Source organism: Pseudomonas sp. 10S4 (assembly GCF_034344865.1).
In the GTDB taxonomy this organism is placed as follows: Bacteria; Pseudomonadota; Gammaproteobacteria; order Pseudomonadales; family Pseudomonadaceae; genus Aquipseudomonas.
This window is the reverse complement of record NZ_CP133774.1, coordinates 6,901,051-6,919,993: the sequence shown is the minus strand read 5'-3', so window position 1 is coordinate 6,919,993 and position 18,943 is coordinate 6,901,051. Positions and strand designations below refer to the sequence as shown.

Here is an 18,943-nt window from a genome sequence, read left to right as displayed (position 1 = left end):
ATGGGCATGGTCACTATAGCTATATAGCGTCTTATCGGCATGAGTGCATTGCAGGAGGATGGGGTTACTCACCTCTTACAGGAATTGACGAAATGACTGACTTACTGGAAATGCGCGCTCTGATTGTTGACTCGGCCAACGGGCCGTTACGCTTGGCTTCGATTCAGCGGCCTGTGCCGGGAGTGGGGCAGGTGTTGGTCAGGATCAAGGCCAGCGGCGTGAACCCGCTGGATGGGAAAATTCGTGCGGGTCAGGCTGTCCATGCTCGCCAACCATTGCCGGCGGTATTGGGCATGGACCTGGCAGGGACCGTTGAAGGGGTAGGGGCAGGTGTCAGTGGATGGCTGCCGGGTGATGAGGTCTATGCCATGGCCACCGGTATCGGCGGGGTCCAGGGTTCCCTGGCTGAATTCGCCGTAGTTGATTCACGGTTGTTGGCGCGCAAACCGGCGAGTCTGAGTATGCGTGAGGCGGCGGGTTTACCGCTGGTATTGATTACAGCGTGGGAAGGGTTGGTGGATCGTGCTCGGGTGCGGGCCGGCCAGAAGGTATTGATTCATGGCGGCGCGGGCGGGGTCGGGCATGTGGCTGTGCAACTGGCTCGGGCGTTCGGGGCTGAAGTGTTTGCCACCGGATCGGCGGGACAACAGGCAATCATCGAGAGCTTCGGTGCGACTTTCATTGATTACCGCAAGTCTACGGTTGAAGAGTACGTGGCTGAACACACCGCGGGTGAGGGCTTTGATATTGTTTATGACACGGTAGGCGGCGCGACCCTGGATGCGTCATTCAAGGCCGCTCGGGTTTATCACGGCCATGTGGTGAGCTGCCTCGGGTGGGGACAACACAGCCTGGCGCCGCTCTCGTTTCGTGGGGCGACCTACTCTGGGGTATTTACCTTGTTGCCGTTGCTGACTGGCACGGGCGGTGAGCATCACGGGCAGATACTTCGGGAGGCTGCGCAATTGATCGAGGCGGGTCAACTGACGCCGTTACTCGATCCCCGGCAGTTCACGCTGGAAACTGCCGAGGCCGCCTATGACATGCTCACTGCCGGAGCGGCCAAAGGGCGATTGGTTATCGAGATTTAACGCAAGGCTTCAAGGACGAAGTCCAAGCGGTCCTGGCCGAAGAACAGTTGACTGTCGATAAACATGCTCGGTGCGCCGAATACGCCGCGTTGCACGGCTTTCTCGGTGTTGTCCTTGAGGGCGGCTTTGACTTCCTCGTCGGCGGTCAGGGCCAGTACCTCGTTCGGGCCGAAACCGTTCTGCGTCAATACGGCCGCGACGGTCGCCGGATCATTGAGACTGCGACCTTCGACCCAGAGGGCGATGAACAGGCAATCGATGAACGCCTGGAAACGCTCGGGATGGCGCAATTGCATGCCGGTGACGGCGCGCATGAGCATCAGTGTATTGATCGGGAAATGCGGGTTGAACTTCAGCGGAACGCCGTAGCGTTTGGCGTAGCGGTCCAGGTCCTGAAACATGTAGCGACCCTTGGCTGGGATGGTCGCCGGTGAAGCGTTGCCGGTGGCTTTGAAGACGCCGCCCAGCAGCATGGGAATGTAGATCAGTTGGCTGCCGGTCTGCGCGCAGATCTTCGGCAGTTGGGTGTACGCCAGATAGGTGGCGGGGCTGCCCAGATCGAAGTAGAACTCCACGGTTTTGCTCATGGTCAATGCGCTCTGCTTATTGTTGTTGGGGGAGGGCTTACCAGCGTTCGCTCCAGGGGCGCAGGTCGAGCTCGAAGGTCCAGGCGTCCCGAGGCTGACTGTGCAGGTACCAGTAGTTTTCGGCAATGTGCTCGGGGTTGAGAATGCCGTCCTGATCTTTGGTCGCGTACTTTTCCGGGAAGTTGTCACGGATAAAGTCGGTGTCTATGGCACCGTCGACCACGATGTGGGCGACGTGGATGTTCATCGGTCCCAATTCTCGGGCCATGCTTTGGGCCAGGGCGCGAATGCCGTGTTTGGCGCCGGCGAACGCTGCAAACCCTGCCGCTCCACGCATGCCAGCGGTGGCGCCGGTAAACAGGATCGTTCCCCGTTGGCGTGTGGCCATGCGCTTGGCCACTTCGCGAGCGTTGAGGAACCCCGAGAAACAGGCCATTTCCCAGATCTTGAAATACTTGCGGGCGGTTTCTTCGAGAATGCTGCACGGCACATTGGCGCCGATATTGAACACGAATGCTTCGATGGGGCCGATCTGGGTTTCGATTTGCTCGACCAGCGCAATCACGTCCTCTTCCTTGCGCGCGTCACAGGCGAAACCGTGAGCTTCGCCACCACTGGCCTTGATGGCATCCACCAACGGCTGGAGTTTGTCGGCGCTGCGTCGGGTGACGCAGGCGATAAAACCTTCTTGCGCAAAGCGTTTGGCAATAGCGCCACCGGTAGCATCCCCAGCGCCGACAATCAGTACGACCTTCTTGTTATTCATGGGTAGATCCCTTTGGTAAACGATCGTTAACTAAACGAACGTTATGCTACGATCCGGCTAACGTCAAGGTGATCAATCCTGAGGACAAGGCAATGCGTTACTCGCCCAATCACAAGCTGGAAACCAAAGAGAAATTGCTGGAAAGCAGTGCGGTGTCGGCCAAGAAGTCTGGTTTTGCAACGGTCGGTGTCGATGGTTTGATGAAGGCGATCGGCTTGAGTGGCGGGGCGTTCTACAGTCACTTTTCGTCAAAGGATGAACTGTTTGCGGCGATCGTCGAGCGAGAGTTGTGCCAAAGCCTGGCCCGGTTAGGCGGTCATGGTGAGCAGGATCGCGCAAGGCTGGAGCGTTGCCTCAAGCACTACCTGAGCATGGCCCATGTCGAGCAGCCTGAGTCCGGGTGTGCATTGCCTGTGTTAGGTGCGGAGATTGCCCGCTCAGACATCGTGGTACGCCAGCAGGCAGAGATCTGGATTTGTCGGCTTCAGGAGAGTTGGGCGCGGATTCTGGATAGCGACAGCCTGGCGTGGGCGATTCTGTCGCAATGCATCGGTGCGTTGGTCGTGGCGCGAATGTTGGCCACTGCGGACATCCAGCGCACCGTGCTGCAGTCCTGTCACGATGAGATTGGCCGCCAGATCGCCGGGCGGCCTCAGGCTATTTGCAAATGACGATCATGCTGCGACTGGTGTAGCCGGCAGGATTAAGGCCGAACGGATAGTCGCCAGGCTCTTCCACCGCGTCCCCCGACTTGGCGATAACCTTGTAGCCCTTTGGCGCACACGAGTCGGCGGCGCTGGTGTAGCACTTGTCCCAAGACGATGAGAGCCCCGAACAGTTGATATGCAGCCCTTTTTTGCCGTGTTTGACCTGGGTTTTAGTGGTCGCCGCGCAGCCCGCAACTGCGAGAACGGCGATCAGTATCAAAATTCGTTTCATTGCTGTCCTTATAGCGGCCCGGATCTTTCGCCCAAGTCTGGCTGCATTCGCTTTCGTTTGACGCGCTCTAATGTCCCTATCTGAAAAAAGTCCATGTGTGGCACTGGGTTGCGGGCCTAAACATGGCCTAATTGAGCGGCAAATGCCAGAGCTTCGTCAAATCCTGTATCAATCTGCAGCGACCGCCGGCTTGGCGGCACTGCCCATGGTCATGGTCGCGCCGACTGAGGCAAGAATGATGCACATGATGGCCATCCACTGTGATAACGAAAGGTACTCGTGGAGGAAAAGCAGGCCCGACAGCGCGCCGAATGCCGGCTCAATGCTCATCAATGTGCCGAAGGTGCGTGCTGGCATTCGGGTCAGAGCGACCATTTCCAGTGTGTAGGGCAGGGCGGTGGAAAGAATGGCAACGCCGATTGCCACGGGGATCAGTGACGGCGTCAGCAAAGCAGCACCTGCGTGAACAATCCCGATAGGCGCGACGAACAGTGCGGCAATCATGACGCCCAGCGCGGCGGTGGTTACGCCATTGTCAGCCCCCGCCTTCTGGCCGAACAGAATGTACAGCGCCCAGCAGGCACCGGCTCCCAATGCATAGCCAGCCCCCACCAGATCAATTCCGGCCGTTGTGGCGCCCGTCGGTATCAATAGCAGTAAACCCACAGCGGCAAGTGCGATCCACAGAAAGTCGATGGCGCGACGTGAGGCATAGATCGCGACGGCCAGCGGCCCGGTGAACTCTAGGGCTACGGCAATGCCGAGCGGGACAGTACGCAGGGACATATAGAAGAGGAAGTTCATGCCGCCCAGCGCCATCCCGTAGATGATGACGGTGCGCAAGGATTTTGCGGTGAGCTTCGCTCGCCATGGACGCAATAGCAGCAGCATGATCACGCTGGCAAATACCAGTCGTAGGGTGGTGGTCCCTTGAGCACCGACTACAGGAAACATGCTTTTAGCCAGGGACGCGCCGGACTGGATCGATGCCATGGCTATTAATAGCAGGCCAACCGAAAAGAGGGTCGAGGCAAGGCTGCGGGGTTGGTCATTCATTGCAAGGCATCGTCCGAAGTGGGTAGCGAAAGTATTGCTATATGGTTTGGGCAATATACTGCGCATTCGTTGTGGTCGCGTCTATATATAAGCAGGGATTTTCAGCATCCTGATAGAAAAGCTAAATCAGGGCTTGACGGCAGATTCTGGAAGTCTATAATTCGCCCCACTTCCGGCGCAGTCGAAACGGAAAACTCCTTGGTAAACAAAGAGTTATGCAGTTTTCGACAGCGAGTTGCTTCAGGTCATCGAAGCCCAGAAGGAGTTGGTAGAGCGGTGTTGTGTGGCTCTATTAACGGTTCGATCTTCTCGGTCGAAAGTAGCGGAAAAGAGGTGTTGACAGCAGCGAGTAACGCTGTAGAATTCGCCTCCCGCTAACGAGAGATCGGAAGCGCAAGTGGTTGAAGTTGCAAAGGAAACTTTGAAAACTTCTGAAAATAACCGCTTGACAGTGACAGAGGCTGCTGTAGAATGCGCGCCTCGGTTGAGACGAAAGATCTTAACCAACCGCTCTTTAACAACTGAATCAAGCAATTCGTGTGGGTGCTTGTGGAGTCAGACTGATAGTCAACAAGATTATCAGCATCACAAGTTACTCCGCGAGAAATCAAAGATGTAACCAACGATTGCTGAGCCAAGTTTAGGGTTTCTTAAAAACCCAAAGATGTTTGAACTGAAGAGTTTGATCATGGCTCAGATTGAACGCTGGCGGCAGGCCTAACACATGCAAGTCGAGCGGCAGCACGGGTACTTGTACCTGGTGGCGAGCGGCGGACGGGTGAGTAATGCCTAGGAATCTGCCTGGTAGTGGGGGATAACGCTCGGAAACGGACGCTAATACCGCATACGTCCTACGGGAGAAAGCAGGGGACCTTCGGGCCTTGCGCTATCAGATGAGCCTAGGTCGGATTAGCTAGTTGGTGAGGTAATGGCTCACCAAGGCGACGATCGGGTAGCCGGCCTGAGAGGGTGACCGGCCACACTGGGACTGAGACACGGCCCAGACTCCTACGGGAGGCAGCAGTGGGGAATATTGCACAATGGGCGAAAGCCTGATGCAGCAACGCCGCGTGAGGGACGACGGCCTTCGGGTTGTAAACCTCTTTTAGTAGGGAAGAAGCGAAAGTGACGGTACCTGCAGAAAAAGCACAGGCTAACTACGTGCCAGCAGCCGCGGTAATACGTAGGGTGCAAGCGTTGTCCGGAATTATTGGGCGTAAAGAGCTCGTAGGCGGTTTGTCGCGTCTGCTGTGAAAACCCGAGGCTCAACCTCGGGCCTGCAGTGGGTACGGGCAGACTAGAGTGCGGTAGGGGAGATTGGAATTCCTGGTGTAGCGGTGGAATGCGCAGATATCAGGAGGAACACCAATGGCGAAGGCAGATCTCTGGGCCGTAACTGACGCTGAGGAGCGAAAGCATGGGGAGCGAACAGGATTAGATACCCTGGTAGTCCATGCCGTAAACGTTGGGAACTAGATGTGGGGACCATTCCACGGTCTCCGTGTCGCAGCTAACGCATTAAGTTCCCCGCCTGGGGAGTACGGCCGCAAGGCTAAAACTCAAAGGAATTGACGGGGGCCCGCACAAGCGGCGGAGCATGCGGATTAATTCGATGCAACGCGAAGAACCTTACCAAGGCTTGACATCCAATGAACTTTCTAGAGATAGATTGGTGCCTTCGGGAACATTGAGACAGGTGGTGCATGGTTGTCGTCAGCTCGTGTCGTGAGATGTTGGGTTAAGTCCCGCAACGAGCGCAACCCTCTTCCTATGTTGCCAGCACGTAATGGTGGGAACTCATGGGATACTGCCGGTGTCAACTCGGAGGAAGGTGGGGATGACGTCAAATCATCATGCCCCTTATGTCTTGGGCTTCACGCATGCTACAATGGCCGGTACAAAGGGCTGCAATACCGCAAGGTGGAGCTAATCCCAAAAAGCCGGTCTCAGTTCGGATTGAGGTCTGCAACTCGACCTCATGAAGTCGGAGTCGCTAGTAATCGCAGATCAGCAACGCTGCGGTGAATACGTTCCCGGGCCTTGTACACACCGCCCGTCACAGCCATGGGAGTGGGTTGCACCAGAAGCTAGCTAGTCTAACCCTCTCGGGAAGGAGCGGTTACCACGGTGTGATTCGATGACTAGGACTGAAGTCGTAACAAGGTAGCCGTAGCGGAAGCTGCGGCTGGATCACCTCCTTAATCGACGACATCAGCTGCTCCATAAGTTCCCACACGAATTGCTTGATTCATTGAAGAAGACGAGAAGCCAGCCTTTAAGGTGGCTTGTGTCGTTAGAGTTTAGAAATGAGTATTCCTCGGTGAATATTGATTTCTAGTCTTTGATTAGATCGTTCTTTAAAAATTTGGGTATGTGATAGAAAGATAGACTGGACGTTACTTTCACTGGTAACGGATCAGGCTAAGGTAAAATTTGTGAGTAATTGCGAATTTTCGGCGAATGTCGTCTTCACAGTATAACCAGATTGCTTGGGGTTATATGGTCAAGTGAAGAAGCGCATACGGTGGATGCCTTGGCAGTCAGAGGCGATGAAAGACGTGGTAGCCTGCGAAAAGCTTCGGGGAGTCGGCAAACAGACTTTGATCCGGAGATGTCTGAATGGGGGAACCCACCTAACATAAGTTAGGTATCTTAAGCTGAATACATAGGCTTAAGAAGCGAACCAGGGGAACTGAAACAGTCTAAGTACCCTGAGGAAGAGAAATCAACCGAGATTCCGTTAGTAGTGGCGAGCGAACGGGGACTAGCCCTTAAGTGGCTTTGAGATTAGCGGAACGCTCTGGAAAGTGCGGCCATAGTGGGTGATAGCCCTGTACGCGAAAATCTCTTAGTCATGAAATCGAGTAGGACGGAGCACGAGAAACTTTGTCTGAATATGGGGGGACCATCCTCCAAGGCTAAATACTACTGACTGACCGATAGTGAACTAGTACCGTGAGGGAAAGGCGAAAAGAACCCCGGAGAGGGGAGTGAAATAGATCCTGAAACCGTATGCGTACAAGCAGTGGGAGCCCACTTTGTTGGGTGACTGCGTACCTTTTGTATAATGGGTCAGCGACTTATTTTCAGTGGCGAGCTTAACCCGAGTAGGGTAATGCGTAGCGAAAGCGAGTCTTAATAGGGCGATTCTAGTCGCATGGGAATAGACCCGAAACCGGGCGATCTATCCATGGGCAGGTTGAAGGTTGGGTAACACTAACTGGAGGACCGAACCGACTACCGTTGAAAAGTTAGCGGATGACCTGTGGATCGGAGTGAAAGGCTAATCAAGCTCGGAGATAGCTGGTTCTCCTCGAAAGCTATTTAGGTAGCGCCTCATGTATCACTGTAGGGGGTAGAGCACTGTTTCGGCTAGGGGGTCATCCCGACTTACCAAACCGATGCAAACTCCGAATACCTACAAGTGCCGAGCATGGGAGACACACGGCGGGTGCTAACGTCCGTCGTGAAAAGGGAAACAACCCAGACCACCAACTAAGGTCCCAAAGCGCGTGCTAAGTGGGAAAGGATGTGGAGTTGCACAGACAACCAGGAGGTTGGCTTAGAAGCAGCCACCCTTGAAAGAAAGCGTAATAGCTCACTAGTCGAGTCGGCCTGCGCGGAAGATGTAACGGGGCTCAAACCATACACCGAAGCTACGGGTATCACTTAGGTGATGCGGTAGAGGAGCGTTCTGTAAGCCTGTGAAGGTGAGTTGAGAAGCTTGCTGGAGGTATCAGAAGTGCGAATGCTGACATGAGTAACGACAATGGGTGTGAAAAACACCCACGCCGAAAGACCAAGGTTTCCTGCGCAACGTTAATCGACGCAGGGTTAGTCGGTCCCTAAGGCGAGGCTGAAAAGCGTAGTCGATGGAAAACAGGTTAATATTCCTGTACTTCTGGTTATTGCGATGGAGGGACGGAGAAGGCTAGGCCAGCTTGGCGTTGGTTGTCCAAGTTTAAGGTGGTAGGCTGGAATCTTAGGTAAATCCGGGATTCTAAGGCCGAGAGCTGATGACGAGTGTTCTTTTAGAACACGAAGTGGTTGATGCCATGCTTCCAAGAAAAGCTTCTAAGCTTCAGGTAACCAGGAACCGTACCCCAAACCGACACAGGTGGTTGGGTAGAGAATACCAAGGCGCTTGAGAGAACTCGTGGTTAAGGAACTCGGCAAAATGCCCCCGTAACTTCGGGAGAAGGGGCGCCGGTGAGGCGTGAAGGCATTTACTGCGTAAGCCCATGCCGGTCGAAGATACCAGGCCGCTGCGACTGTTTATTAAAAACACAGCACTCTGCAAACACGAAAGTGGACGTATAGGGTGTGACGCCTGCCCGGTGCCGGAAGGTTAATTGATGGGGTTAGCTAACGCGAAGCTCTTGATCGAAGCCCCGGTAAACGGCGGCCGTAACTATAACGGTCCTAAGGTAGCGAAATTCCTTGTCGGGTAAGTTCCGACCTGCACGAATGGCGTAACGACTTCCCAGCTGTCTCAACCGCGAACTCGGAGAAATTGCATTACGAGTAAAGATGCTCGTTACGCGCAGCATGACGGAAAGACCCCGTGACCTTTACTACAGCTTGGTATTGGTGTTCGGTGTGGCTTGTGTAGGATAGGTGGGAGACTGTGAAGATTGGACGCTAGTTCAGGTGGAGTCAACGTTGAAATACCACTCCTGGCAACTTTGAGGTTCTAACTCAGGTCCGTTATCCGGATCGAGGACAGTGTATGGTGGGTAGTTTGACTGGGGCGGTTGCCTCCTAAAAAGTAACGGAGGCGCCCAAAGGTTCCCTCAACCTGGTTGGCAATCAGGTGTCGAGTGTAAGTGCACAAGGGAGCTTGACTGTGAGACTGACAAGTCGAGCAGGGACGAAAGTCGGGACTAGTGATCCGGCAGTGGCTTGTGGAAGCGCTGTCGCTCAACGGATAAAAGGTACCTCGGGGATAACAGGCTGATCTTGCCCAAGAGTCCATATCGACGGCATGGTTTGGCACCTCGATGTCGGCTCGTCGCATCCTGGGGCTGGAGTAGGTCCCAAGGGTTGGGCTGTTCGCCCATTAAAGCGGTACGCGAGCTGGGTTTAGAACGTCGTGAGACAGTTCGGTCCCTATCCGCTGCGCGACGCAGGAAATTTGAGAAGATCTATCCCTAGTACGAGAGGACCGGGATGGACGAACCTCTGGTGTGTCAGTTGATCACGCCAGTGGCATTGCCGGGTAGCTATGTTCGGAACGGATAACCGCTGAAAGCATCTAAGCGGGAAACTAGCCTCAAGATGAGATCTCACTGGGACCTTGAGTCCCCTGAAGGGCCGTCGAAGACTACGACGTTGATAGGTTGGGTGTGTAAGCGCTGTGAGGCGTTGAGCTAACCAATACTAATTGCCCGTGAGGCTTGACCATATAACACCCAAGCAATTTGCTTGCTTCGAGCTGAAAAGCGAAAGAGCACCAGATTGCGGTGTGTGAAGACGAAACGAACCGAAAGTTCGAGACACTCACAAAACACCGAGATCTATCACATACCCATTCGCTGGAGCGTACTCCGTAAGGAGAACGACCTGGCTACCGAATTTCTTGACGACCATAGAGCATTGGAACCACCTGATCCCATCCCGAACTCAGCAGTGAAACGATGCATCGCCGATGGTAGTGTGGGGTTTCCCCATGTGAGAGTAGGTCATCGTCAAGATTAAATTCCGAAACCCCTATCTGCGTATGCAGGTAGGGGTTTTGTTTTGCCTGCAGGAAAGTGGTCAAACGAAAAAGGGACAGCCCAATGGCTATCCCTGGCTCCAGCCGCATCGTCAGTGAAACATCGGCAGAACGTGTTCCGCGATCTCCTCAATAACCTCCGCCACCGGCCGTTCACTACGACGCATATGCAGGCCAGCATGCTGCACACCTGCATCACGCAAGGCCTGAAGTTCATCGATCAATGCCAGCCGCCCGCAACTGCCGCCGAAGCGCACACGTCGCATCGGCGCATGGGGATTGGCTACCAAATCCAGATGAACAAAGCTGATGTAAGGTTTATCGCCACCGACCTCTCGCCACAGCCCCACTCGACGACGATGCTCATCCGGAGTGCCCGGGTAAGCGAGCCAGCCGTCCATGTGCTGGCCAATCCATGCCGGCGACTGTTGACCAAGCCCCGCTACCAGCAATGGTACCGGCTGATCGCGCTCCGGCAGCAGGCGAGCGCCTTCAGGCAGCCGCCCTTCACCTTGGTTACGCAACAACTCAACCGTATTGCGAAAGATCTCTGCGCGCTGAGCGTAATCCACACCAAACAATGGATACTCCATCGGACGATCACCGCTGGCCACGCCAAGCAAAAGCCGTCCGTCACTAAGCTCGTCGATACTATTGGCAGCCTTGAGTGTCAGCCAGGGTTGACGCAACGGCAGTACCACCGCAGCCGTGCCCAGCATAATGTTGTCGGTGATCCCCGCCAGGTAGCCAAGGTAGGAAAATGTTTCGAATACCTGTGCGGCATCGCCGAAGTTGGGGTCGTAAACCGGTACATCGCGAACCCAAAGGGCGCGAAACCCAGATTGGTCGGCCAAACGAGCCATTGCCGTATGCTGTTTCAGGTCCGGAACTCCAAAAGGCCTGTCCTCGGCCAGTCTCAACCGTTGGCCATCACTGGACCAGTCGTTATCCAGCGGCAATTCAAGCCCGATAGAAAACCCATTCGAACCCAGTAATCGTTGAAAACGCGAGTGCATGAAAAACTCCAAAGGGAATGACATGCACCCAGTATCCACAGGCCCATCTGCAAGAAAAATGCAGGAATGGGAATATCAATCTTGAGTAAAACGCACGAATTCACCTTGATCCCCAGCACGTCCGACCGTCGTTTTGGCCCTCAAGGACAACCGTTCGAGGAAATCGCGCTAAAGTGCTGGCGTCATTTTTGGTATGGTGCAGCTCGTTTTTTAACGGACTGATTACAACGCTGAGGATCGGCACCCCCTTCATCGTCAAGAGCTGCTGCAGAAATGCCTGAACCGATACCCATCAAGGATCACGAAAAAGAGACGCGCCTGGTCAATAAAAGACTGATGGCCTGCGCCTTGTTTGTGGTCGCCATCACCTGCGCACTGGTGGTGCGCATGTACGTTCTGCAAGTGGTTGAGTTCGACTACCACTCGACCATCTCCGAAAACAACCGCGTCCACGTTTTGCCGATCACCCCGACGAGAGGGCTGATCTATGACCGCAATGGCGTGATCCTGGCGGACAATCGGCCCAGCTTTAACCTGACCATCACCCGCGAACGCGCCTCCGACGTCAAAGGCGAGTTGGATGAGGTGGTCAACCTCCTGCATTTGCCAGCCGAAGACCGCACGTTGTTCGACAAGGCTATGAAGCAGGCACGGCATCCGTTCGTGCCGGTAACCTTGTTCTACGAGCTCACCGAAGAGCAGATCGCCGTTCTCGCGGTTAACGAGTTCCGCCTACCGGGGCTTGATGTCGAACCACAGTTCGTCCGTCATTATCCGTTGGGCGTGCACTTCGCCCACTCGATCGGTTACGTCGGTCGCATCAACGAGAAAGAGTCCAAGGCTCTGGACGGGGTGGAATACCGTGGCACCCAATCCATCGGCAAGACCGGTATCGAAAAATTCTACGAGTCCGAGCTGCACGGCCACGTCGGTTATGAAGAAGTCGAAACCAACGCTCAAGGCCGCGTGCTGCGAGTGCTCAAGCACACCGACCCGACGCCAGGCAAGAACATCGTTCTAAGTCTGGACGTCAAGCTTCAAGAAGCCGCCGAGGATGCCTTGGGTGACCGTCGTGGCTCAGTGGTCGCGCTCGATCCGTCGACTGGCGAAGTGCTGGCCATGGTCAGCAAGCCAAGCTTCGATCCGAACATGTTCGTGACCGGCATCAGCTTCAAGGAGTACGCGGCGCTGCACGATTCCATCGACCGGCCACTGTTCAACCGCGTCCTGCGTGGCCTCTATGCCCCCGGCTCAACCATCAAGCCAGAAGTGGCGATTGCCGGCCTCGACGCTGGTGTGGTCACCCCGCAAACCCGCGTTTTCGATCCTGGTTACTACCAACTGCCAGATTTCGATCACAAGTACCGCAACTGGAACCACAGCGGCGACGGTTGGGTAGACATGGACGCAGCGATCATGCGTTCCAACGACACCTACTTCTACGATCTGGCGCACAAGCTGGGCATCGATCGACTACACGACTACATGGCCATGTTCGGGCTGGGTGAGAAGGTGTCCCTGGACATGTTCGAAGAGTCTGCCGGTCTGATGCCATCTCAAGCCTGGAAGCGCGCCACACGCCGTCAGCCATGGTTTCCCGGCGAAACCGTGATTCTCGGCATCGGCCAGGGCTACATGCAGGTCACACCGTTGCAGTTAGCCCAAGCCACCGCGCTGATCGCCAACAAAGGCGTTTGGAACCGACCGCACCTGGCCAAGACTGTCGACGGCGTAGCCCCAGTGGATGCGAACCCGATGCCGAATATCCTGCTCAAGGATCCGCGTGACTGGGAACAGGTCAACCACGGTATGCAAATGGTGATGCACGACCCTCGCGGCATTGCCCGAGCGGCCGCGGTGGGGGCTCAGTACCGAATCGCCGGCAAGAGTGGTACCGCGCAAGTGGTGGCGATCAAGCAAGGTGAGCGTTACAACCGGGCGAAAACCCTGGAACGTAACCGCGATAACGCCTTGTTCGTCGGTTTCGCGCCGGCCGAACATCCGAAGATTGTGATCTCGGTGATGATCGAAAACGGCGAGGCCGGTGGTCGTGTGGCCGGTCCTGTGGTGCGGCAGATCATGGACGCCTGGCTGCTCGATCAGGACGGCCATCTCAAGCCGCAGTACGCCACGCCCGCCAAACCGCCGGGCGATCCTCACGTCTAAGCGATCAAGGCTTCACAGCACAGGCTCACGGATGCTGAGCATGTGCTGGAAGCTTTCCAGGAACACCGTTTCTGCCTGAGTCATCTTCTGCTCGCGATTCCACAGCAACTGGATATCGAAATCCACCACCCCTTCTTCCGGCGGTAAACGCCAGAGCAATCCTTGCTCCACATCCCGCCGCACCAAATGCACCGGCAAACAACCAATCCCAAACCCTGCGCAGATCAGACGGTAAATCTCTTCGAAGCTGGTGGATGATGCGACGATCTTCCCGGTAAAACCTTGTTCGTCGCGAAACAGCGTCAACGGCGAAAGATTGCCCCCTAACTGGTCACTGGTAAAACTCACGAAATTCTCCGCCGCGAGCTGTTCCAGGGTCAGGTTCTCCTGCCCGAACAGCCGATGACGCTGGCCGCAAAAGTACGCGTAACGCTCGCGAAACAGCACCCGCTGTTCCAGCCGTGGCTGTGGCAAACGGCACAGGCCGACGCCAATGGTCGCGGTCTTTTGCAGCAATGAACTGATGATATTCGAGCTACCCATCACCTCGACTTCCAGCTCGATTTTCGGGTGGGTCTCATGGAAGTCAGCAAGGAATTCATCGTAGTGCCGCGCCTGCACACCGCTGACGGTGAGGATGCGGATCTTACCCACCACATCGTCATGACGACTTTCGACCACGGTGCCCAAGCGGGAAATATCACCGTAGATATCCGCCGCAATGCGCAGGACTTCTTCGCCAGTTTCGGTCAGATCAAACCGTCGCCCGCTGCGGGCAATCAGCACACATTCGAGTTGTTCCTCCAGCCGTTTCAGTGCCTGGCTGACCGCCGACTGGGTGATGTGCAATCGCGCAGCAGCCCGGCTCATGCTGCCTTCCTGGCCGATCACTAGATAAGTACGCAGCAGGTTCCAGTCGAGGCGGTCATTCAAAAAGCGACGACCGACCCAGGGGTTTGTTGAGGTCATGATAAATCCAGGTAGTAGCAGCGCTAATAGTAAAGATAAGAATTTGAAAATTGACTAATCCTGGCACGGAAGCGATAAAGCCCACAAGCGCCACAGAGTGCAACCGTATTCAGCCTTCAGTACCTGCCCAAAACTATAAATACACAGGGTCCTTGCATGCACACCACCCCTCAACCGCGACGAGCCGCGGCCGCTGCCTTCATTGGCACGACCATCGAGTTCTACGACTTTTACATCTACGCCACCGCCGCGGCATTGGTGCTCGGGCAAGTGTTCTTTCCCAGCAGTGACCCGGTGATGAGCACCCTGGCAGCGTTCGGCAGTTTCGCCGTTGGCTTCATCGCCCGCCCGATGGCCGGCATGGTCTTCGGTCACTTGGGCGATCGCCTGGGTCGCAAGAAGATGCTGCTGGTCACCATGGCATTGATGGGCCTGGCCACCGCCGGCATCGGTCTGCTGCCCAGCTACGCCAGCGTCGGTATCTGGGCGCCGGTCGGTCTGATTGTGCTGCGACTGATCCAGGGTATTTCCGTCGGTGGCGAGTGGGGAGGGGCGGTGCTGATGGCCAGCGAGCACGCACCGGCCAAGCGCAAAACCTTCTACGCCTCGTTCGCCCAGCTCGGCAGCCCCGCGGGTTTGCTGCTGGCCTTGATTGCTTTTCGCTTGGTGACCTCGCTTGACCCGGCGGACTTCCTCGCCTGGGGCTGGCGTCTGCCGTTCCTCGCCAGCGGCGTGCTGATGATGGTCGGCCTGATGATCCGTTCCGGTGTCCACGAATCGCCGGAATTCGCCAAGGCCCGGGACAACAACGAGACCTCCAAATACCCGGTGAAGGATGTGATCCGCACCTGCTGGCGGCAGATTCTGTTCGCCGCTGCCGCCGTGACCATCGGTTCGGCCGGGTTCTTTTTCACCAACACCTTCATGATTACTTACGTCACTCAGTATCAGGGCATCGCGCGCTCGACGATTCTCGATTGCCTGTTTCTGGTGACGGTCATTCAGTTGCTCTCGCAACCGCTCTCCGCGCTGCTGGCTGAGCGCATCGGCGAAGGCCGTTTCCTCAAACTCGTCGCGTTGCTGTGCATGGTCACGCCGTACCCGATGTTCCTGTTGGTCGGCACGCAGAACATTGTGTTGATGACCGTCGGCATCGCCCTGGCGGTGGTGATCCTCTCGGCGCTGTACGCAGTGATTGCCGGTTACATGACCCAGGCGTTCCCGGTACACCTGCGCTACTCGGGCATTTCCATCGCTTACCAGTTGAGCTGCGCCCTGGCCGGCGGCACTACGCCGCTGATCGGCACGCTGCTGGCGAGCAAATTTTCCGGGCAATGGTTGCCGTTGGCGGTGTACTTCACCTTGCTCTCGGCCCTGTCCTTGATCGGTGTTTGCGGCCTGGCCCGCCTGCGCGCCAACCCGATCGCCACCCACGCTGCTAAAGAGGTGTATTCGTGAGTAAACCTGCACACATCGACTCGGTTGAATGGCAAGCCCGTTGCGAACTGGCGGCGCTGTATCGGCTGGTCGCGCACTTTCGCATGACCGACCTGATCGACACCCATATCACCCTGCGGATTCCGGGGCCTGAGCACCATTTTTTGATCAACCGCTACGGGGTGATTTTCGACCGCATGCGCGCCTCGGACCTGGTGCGTATCGACCAGGAAGGGCGCATCGTCGATCCGGCCTACGAAGGTCACCGGGTCAACGCCGCAGGCTTCGTCATTCACTCGGCGATCCACATGGCCCGCCCGGACCTGAACTGCGTGATCCACACGCACACCGCCGCTGGTATGGCGGTCGCCGCGCAGAAGCAAGGCTTGCTGCCGATCAGTCAGCACGCGCTGAAGTTCTACGGCAAGTTGGCGTATCACACCTATGAAGGCATCGCACTGTCGCTGGATGAGCGCGAGCGGTTGATCGCCGACCTGGGACCGCACCGGGCAATGATCCTTCGCAATCACGGCTTGTTGGTCGGCGGCTCCGGCGTGGCCCAGGCGTTTCAGGAGATTCACTTTCTGGAGCGAGCTTGCCAGGCGCAGGTGGCGGCACTGGCCGGTGGTTCGGCGTTGAATTATCCGTCCCCGGAAGTATGCGCGCACACCGCCGAGCAATTTGACCGCGATGAACAGGACAACATCATCGACTTGGCCTGGGAGGCCGCTCTGACCCTGATCGAATCCCAGCGCGAGTCGTACTTATCGTGAAAACCGTCATCAACACCGTGGTTCTGCTGTCCCACGACAACCTGTTGCTCAAACAACTGCAAGCCGCGTTTGCTCGTAGTGCACCGCAACTCACGGTGGTGCTGGCCGACGATCCACTGGCCACCAACGCACAGATCGCCGCGTGCTGGTTTCCCTTGCCGGGTAGCCTCGGCGCGTTGCCGAACCTGCAAGTCGTGCACTCGGTGGCCGCCGGTATCGATCACCTGGAACACGACCCCTCGTGCCCGGACTTGCCGGTGTGTCGGGTGGTCGATCCCGGCCACCGCCAGGGCATGACCGAGTACGTACGCTGGGCGGTTATTCACTATCACCGTGGCTTCGATCAGGTGCTGGTGCAACAGCAGAAACAGCATTGGGAGCGACCGCTGCAACGAGCGGCGGGGCAGTTCAAGGTCGGGGTGATGGGCCTGGGTTCGTTGGGCAGCGCCATCGCCGAGGATCTGGTCGCCGCCGGTTATGACGTTCGAGGCTGGGCGCGCCGTAGCAAGGATTTGAGCGGTGTCCGGACCTTCGCCGGTGCCGAACAACTGAACCCGTTTCTCGATGGCGTGGAGTTGTTGATTAATCTTTTGCCACTGACCGGTGAAACCCGCGGCATCCTCGGCCGTGCAACTTTCGAACGATTGGCCAATGGCGCCGCACTGGTCAATTGTGGTCGCGGCGGGCATCTCAATATCGACGATCTCGACCAAGCTTTAAAAACCGGAAAACTGCGCGGCGCCTTGCTGGATGTTTTCGAACAAGAGCCGCTACCGGCCGATCATCGCCTCTGGACCCTGCCCGGCGTCACGATCACCCCACACATGGCCTCGGCCGCCTCCCACGATTGTATTGCCGAACAAGTGGCAGAGAACTTCCGCCGTTTAAACGCCGACGAACCGCTGCTCAATTGTGCGGACAGAACACTGGGTTACTAATAACAAACTCGCCCATTAAGTTGGGCGAGCAATAACAAAAATCCTTCGCCTCGAAACGTTTTACTGCCAGTAAAAACAATTAAATAAATGCCTGGAGTCAGTGATGAGCGATCTATCGTCCGCAGAAAAGTCCGGCGCACCGCCGGAAGTTGCCATCAGCATGAAAAAAGTCGCGGTGGCCAGTGTCATCGGCACCACGGTGGAGTGGTACGACTTGTTTGTCTTCGCCACCGCTTCCGCGCTGGTGTTCAACAAAGTGTTCTTCCCGGACTTCGTGCCCTTGATCGGCACGTTACTGGCCTTCGGCACCTTCGCTTCGGCGTATCTGGCGCGAATCGTCGGCGCGGCATTGTTCGGGCACTTCGGTGACCGTTTGGGTCGCAAGTCGATGTTGCTGATTTCGCTGCTGACGATGGGCGCTGCCACGTTTGCCATTGGCTTGTTGCCCAACTACGCAGCCATCGGAATCTGGGCGCCGATCCTGTTGTTATTGCTGCGGGTGGTTCAAGGCCTGGCGTTGGGCGGCGAGTGGGGCGGGGCAGTGTTGATGGCGGTGGAACATGCGCCGGCCAACAAGCGCGGCTTGTACGGATCATGGGTGCAGATCGGCGTTCCGGCCGGGACCATGATCGCCAACCTGGCCTTCCTGTTGATCGCCGCTTTCCTGTCTCCCGAAGACCTGTTGGCCTGGGGCTGGCGTATCCCGTTCCTGGCCAGCGTGCTGCTGATTGCCGTGGGTTTGTATATCCGCTTGAACATCGCTGAAACCCCGGCCTTCAACAAGGTCAAGGAAGCTGAGGTGCAGGTGAAAATGCCGCTGGCGGAGGTCTTTCGCAAGTACTGGAAGCAAGTGGTGCTCGGGGGGATCGCGACGATGTCGACCGGTGCTTCGTTCAACATCATCGTCGCGTTTGGCCTGACTTACGGCACGCAAAATCTGGGCTTCAGCCGCAGCACGATGCTCGGCGTGGTGTTGCTGTCCTGCGTCTGGTGCATCGTTATGTTGCCGGTGTTCGGTGCGCTGTCGGACCGCTACGGACGTAAACCGATCATCGTTGCCGGCATCGTCGCCGAAGCATTGGTGGCGTTCCCGATGTTCTGGTTGATGGACACCAAAAAACTGCCGCTGGTGATCTTCGGCTACTTGTTGTTGATGACCGCGTTCGCCGCCAACTACGGGCCGATCGCAACTTTTCTCGCCGAGTTGTTTGGCACGCGGGTGCGTTATTCCGGGCTGTCGATCAGCTACATGTTGTCCGGCCTGCTCGGCAGTGCGGCGACGCCGATCGTCACCACCGCGCTACTGGCGGCGACCGGCAAAGGTTCTTCGGTGGCCTGGTACATGATCGGCGCGGCGTTGATTTCGTTGCTGGCGCTGTTACTGCTAACCGAGACCTTCAAGCGAGACATCAGTGAAGTCCCGGTTGGGGCGCCTGCCGACACTCACAACAAACCCTTCAAATCAGCTGCGGCCTGACCCAAGGAGCTC

Annotated in this window: 13 protein-coding genes and 3 rRNA genes; 10 read left to right on the top strand and 6 right to left on the bottom strand. The window is 56.6% G+C overall.

Features of this window, described 5'->3' with window-relative positions:
- Positions 1-92: 92 nt before the first annotated feature.
- Positions 93-1,091: a zinc-dependent alcohol dehydrogenase family protein gene (locus RHM58_RS32210; protein WP_201256336.1), complete on the top strand. Its 999-nt coding sequence runs from the start codon at positions 93-95 to the stop codon at positions 1,089-1,091.
- On the opposite strand, the gene RHM58_RS32205 is transcribed toward RHM58_RS32210, so the two are convergent.
- Positions 1,088-1,678, bottom strand: coding sequence for a 2-hydroxychromene-2-carboxylate isomerase (locus RHM58_RS32205; protein ID WP_322269193.1), 591 nt, complete (start codon positions 1,676-1,678; stop codon positions 1,088-1,090). The genes RHM58_RS32210 and RHM58_RS32205 overlap by 4 nt on opposite strands.
- 37 nt (positions 1,679-1,715) lie before the next feature.
- Positions 1,716-2,444 (bottom strand): SDR family oxidoreductase, encoded by a 729-nt coding sequence (locus RHM58_RS32200; RefSeq protein WP_201205363.1) that lies wholly within the window; start codon positions 2,442-2,444, stop codon positions 1,716-1,718.
- A 92-nt stretch (positions 2,445-2,536) separates the two neighbouring features.
- Here RHM58_RS32200 and RHM58_RS32195 point away from each other — a divergent pair, with 92 nt between their 5' ends.
- Positions 2,537-3,115, top strand: coding sequence for a TetR/AcrR family transcriptional regulator (locus RHM58_RS32195; protein WP_201205361.1), 579 nt, complete (start codon positions 2,537-2,539; stop codon positions 3,113-3,115).
- Here RHM58_RS32195 and RHM58_RS32190 read toward each other — a convergent pair.
- Positions 3,102-3,383, bottom strand: coding sequence for a hypothetical protein (locus RHM58_RS32190; protein WP_201205359.1), 282 nt, complete (start codon positions 3,381-3,383; stop codon positions 3,102-3,104). The two genes, RHM58_RS32195 and RHM58_RS32190, sit on opposite strands and share 14 nt — an antisense overlap.
- A gap of 168 nt (positions 3,384-3,551) precedes the next feature.
- A complete protein-coding gene (gene rhtA, locus RHM58_RS32185; RefSeq protein WP_201191129.1) occupies positions 3,552-4,439 on the bottom strand; it encodes a threonine/homoserine exporter RhtA in 888 nt (295 codons plus the stop codon).
- A gap of 670 nt (positions 4,440-5,109) precedes the next feature.
- On the opposite strand from rhtA, the gene RHM58_RS32180 reads away from it, so the two are divergent.
- The 3 genes from RHM58_RS32180 (at position 5,110) to rrf (ending at position 10,132) form a co-directional block, all read left to right on the top strand.
- Positions 5,110-6,640 (top strand): 16S ribosomal RNA (locus RHM58_RS32180).
- A gap of 300 nt (positions 6,641-6,940) precedes the next feature.
- Positions 6,941-9,843, top strand: a 23S ribosomal RNA gene (locus tag RHM58_RS32175).
- 173 nt (positions 9,844-10,016) lie between these two features.
- A 5S ribosomal RNA gene (gene rrf / locus RHM58_RS32170) occupies positions 10,017-10,132 on the top strand.
- The 16S, 23S and 5S rRNA genes sit together here, the layout of an rRNA operon.
- 115 nt (positions 10,133-10,247) lie before the next feature.
- Here rrf and RHM58_RS32165 read toward each other — a convergent pair.
- Complete coding sequence (locus tag RHM58_RS32165; protein WP_322270935.1) at positions 10,248-11,171, bottom strand: TIGR03571 family LLM class oxidoreductase; 924 nt, start codon at positions 11,169-11,171, stop codon at positions 10,248-10,250.
- Between the two features lie 273 nt (positions 11,172-11,444).
- Here RHM58_RS32165 and mrdA point away from each other — a divergent pair, with 273 nt between their 5' ends.
- Positions 11,445-13,337: a penicillin-binding protein 2 gene (gene mrdA, locus RHM58_RS32160; protein ID WP_201205028.1), complete on the top strand. Its 1,893-nt coding sequence runs from the start codon at positions 11,445-11,447 to the stop codon at positions 13,335-13,337.
- A 12-nt stretch (positions 13,338-13,349) separates the two neighbouring features.
- On the opposite strand, the gene RHM58_RS32155 is transcribed toward mrdA, so the two are convergent.
- A complete protein-coding gene (locus tag RHM58_RS32155; protein WP_207200136.1) occupies positions 13,350-14,306 on the bottom strand; it encodes a LysR family transcriptional regulator in 957 nt (318 codons plus the stop codon).
- 156 nt (positions 14,307-14,462) lie between these two features.
- Here RHM58_RS32155 and RHM58_RS32150 point away from each other — a divergent pair, with 156 nt between their 5' ends.
- The 4 genes from RHM58_RS32150 to RHM58_RS32135 all read left to right on the top strand — a co-directional run bounded on the left by RHM58_RS32150 (position 14,463) and on the right by RHM58_RS32135 (position 18,931).
- Entirely contained in the window at positions 14,463-15,764 is a 1,302-nt protein-coding gene (locus tag RHM58_RS32150; protein ID WP_322269192.1) for an MFS transporter, read from the top strand.
- Positions 15,761-16,516, top strand: coding sequence for a class II aldolase/adducin family protein (locus RHM58_RS32145; RefSeq protein WP_322269191.1), 756 nt, complete (start codon positions 15,761-15,763; stop codon positions 16,514-16,516). The genes RHM58_RS32150 and RHM58_RS32145 overlap by 4 nt, the downstream gene beginning before the upstream one ends.
- Positions 16,513-17,454, top strand: coding sequence for a 2-hydroxyacid dehydrogenase (locus tag RHM58_RS32140; RefSeq protein WP_322269190.1), 942 nt, complete (start codon positions 16,513-16,515; stop codon positions 17,452-17,454). Before RHM58_RS32145 ends, RHM58_RS32140 begins: the two co-directional genes overlap by 4 nt.
- A 103-nt stretch (positions 17,455-17,557) precedes the next feature.
- Entirely contained in the window at positions 17,558-18,931 is a 1,374-nt protein-coding gene (locus RHM58_RS32135) for an MFS transporter (protein WP_322269189.1), read from the top strand.
- The last annotated feature ends 12 nt before the right edge of the window (positions 18,932-18,943 follow it).

Coding starts and splice junctions, on each gene's coding strand:
- RHM58_RS32210 (WP_201256336.1), top strand. CDS start 93: ATGACTGACTTACTGGAAATGCGCGCTCTGATTGTTGACTCGGCCAAC.
- RHM58_RS32205 (WP_322269193.1), bottom strand. CDS start 1,678: ATGAGCAAAACCGTGGAGTTCTACTTCGATCTGGGCAGCCCCGCCACC.
- RHM58_RS32200 (WP_201205363.1), bottom strand. CDS start 2,444: ATGAATAACAAGAAGGTCGTACTGATTGTCGGCGCTGGGGATGCTACC.
- RHM58_RS32195 (WP_201205361.1), top strand. CDS start 2,537: ATGCGTTACTCGCCCAATCACAAGCTGGAAACCAAAGAGAAATTGCTG.
- RHM58_RS32190 (WP_201205359.1), bottom strand. CDS start 3,383: ATGAAACGAATTTTGATACTGATCGCCGTTCTCGCAGTTGCGGGCTGC.
- rhtA (WP_201191129.1), bottom strand. CDS start 4,439: ATGAATGACCAACCCCGCAGCCTTGCCTCGACCCTCTTTTCGGTTGGC.
- RHM58_RS32165 (WP_322270935.1), bottom strand. CDS start 11,171: ATGCACTCGCGTTTTCAACGATTACTGGGTTCGAATGGGTTTTCTATC.
- mrdA (WP_201205028.1), top strand. CDS start 11,445: ATGCCTGAACCGATACCCATCAAGGATCACGAAAAAGAGACGCGCCTG.
- RHM58_RS32155 (WP_207200136.1), bottom strand. CDS start 14,306: ATGACCTCAACAAACCCCTGGGTCGGTCGTCGCTTTTTGAATGACCGC.
- RHM58_RS32150 (WP_322269192.1), top strand. CDS start 14,463: ATGCACACCACCCCTCAACCGCGACGAGCCGCGGCCGCTGCCTTCATT.
- RHM58_RS32135 (WP_322269189.1), top strand. CDS start 17,558: ATGAGCGATCTATCGTCCGCAGAAAAGTCCGGCGCACCGCCGGAAGTT.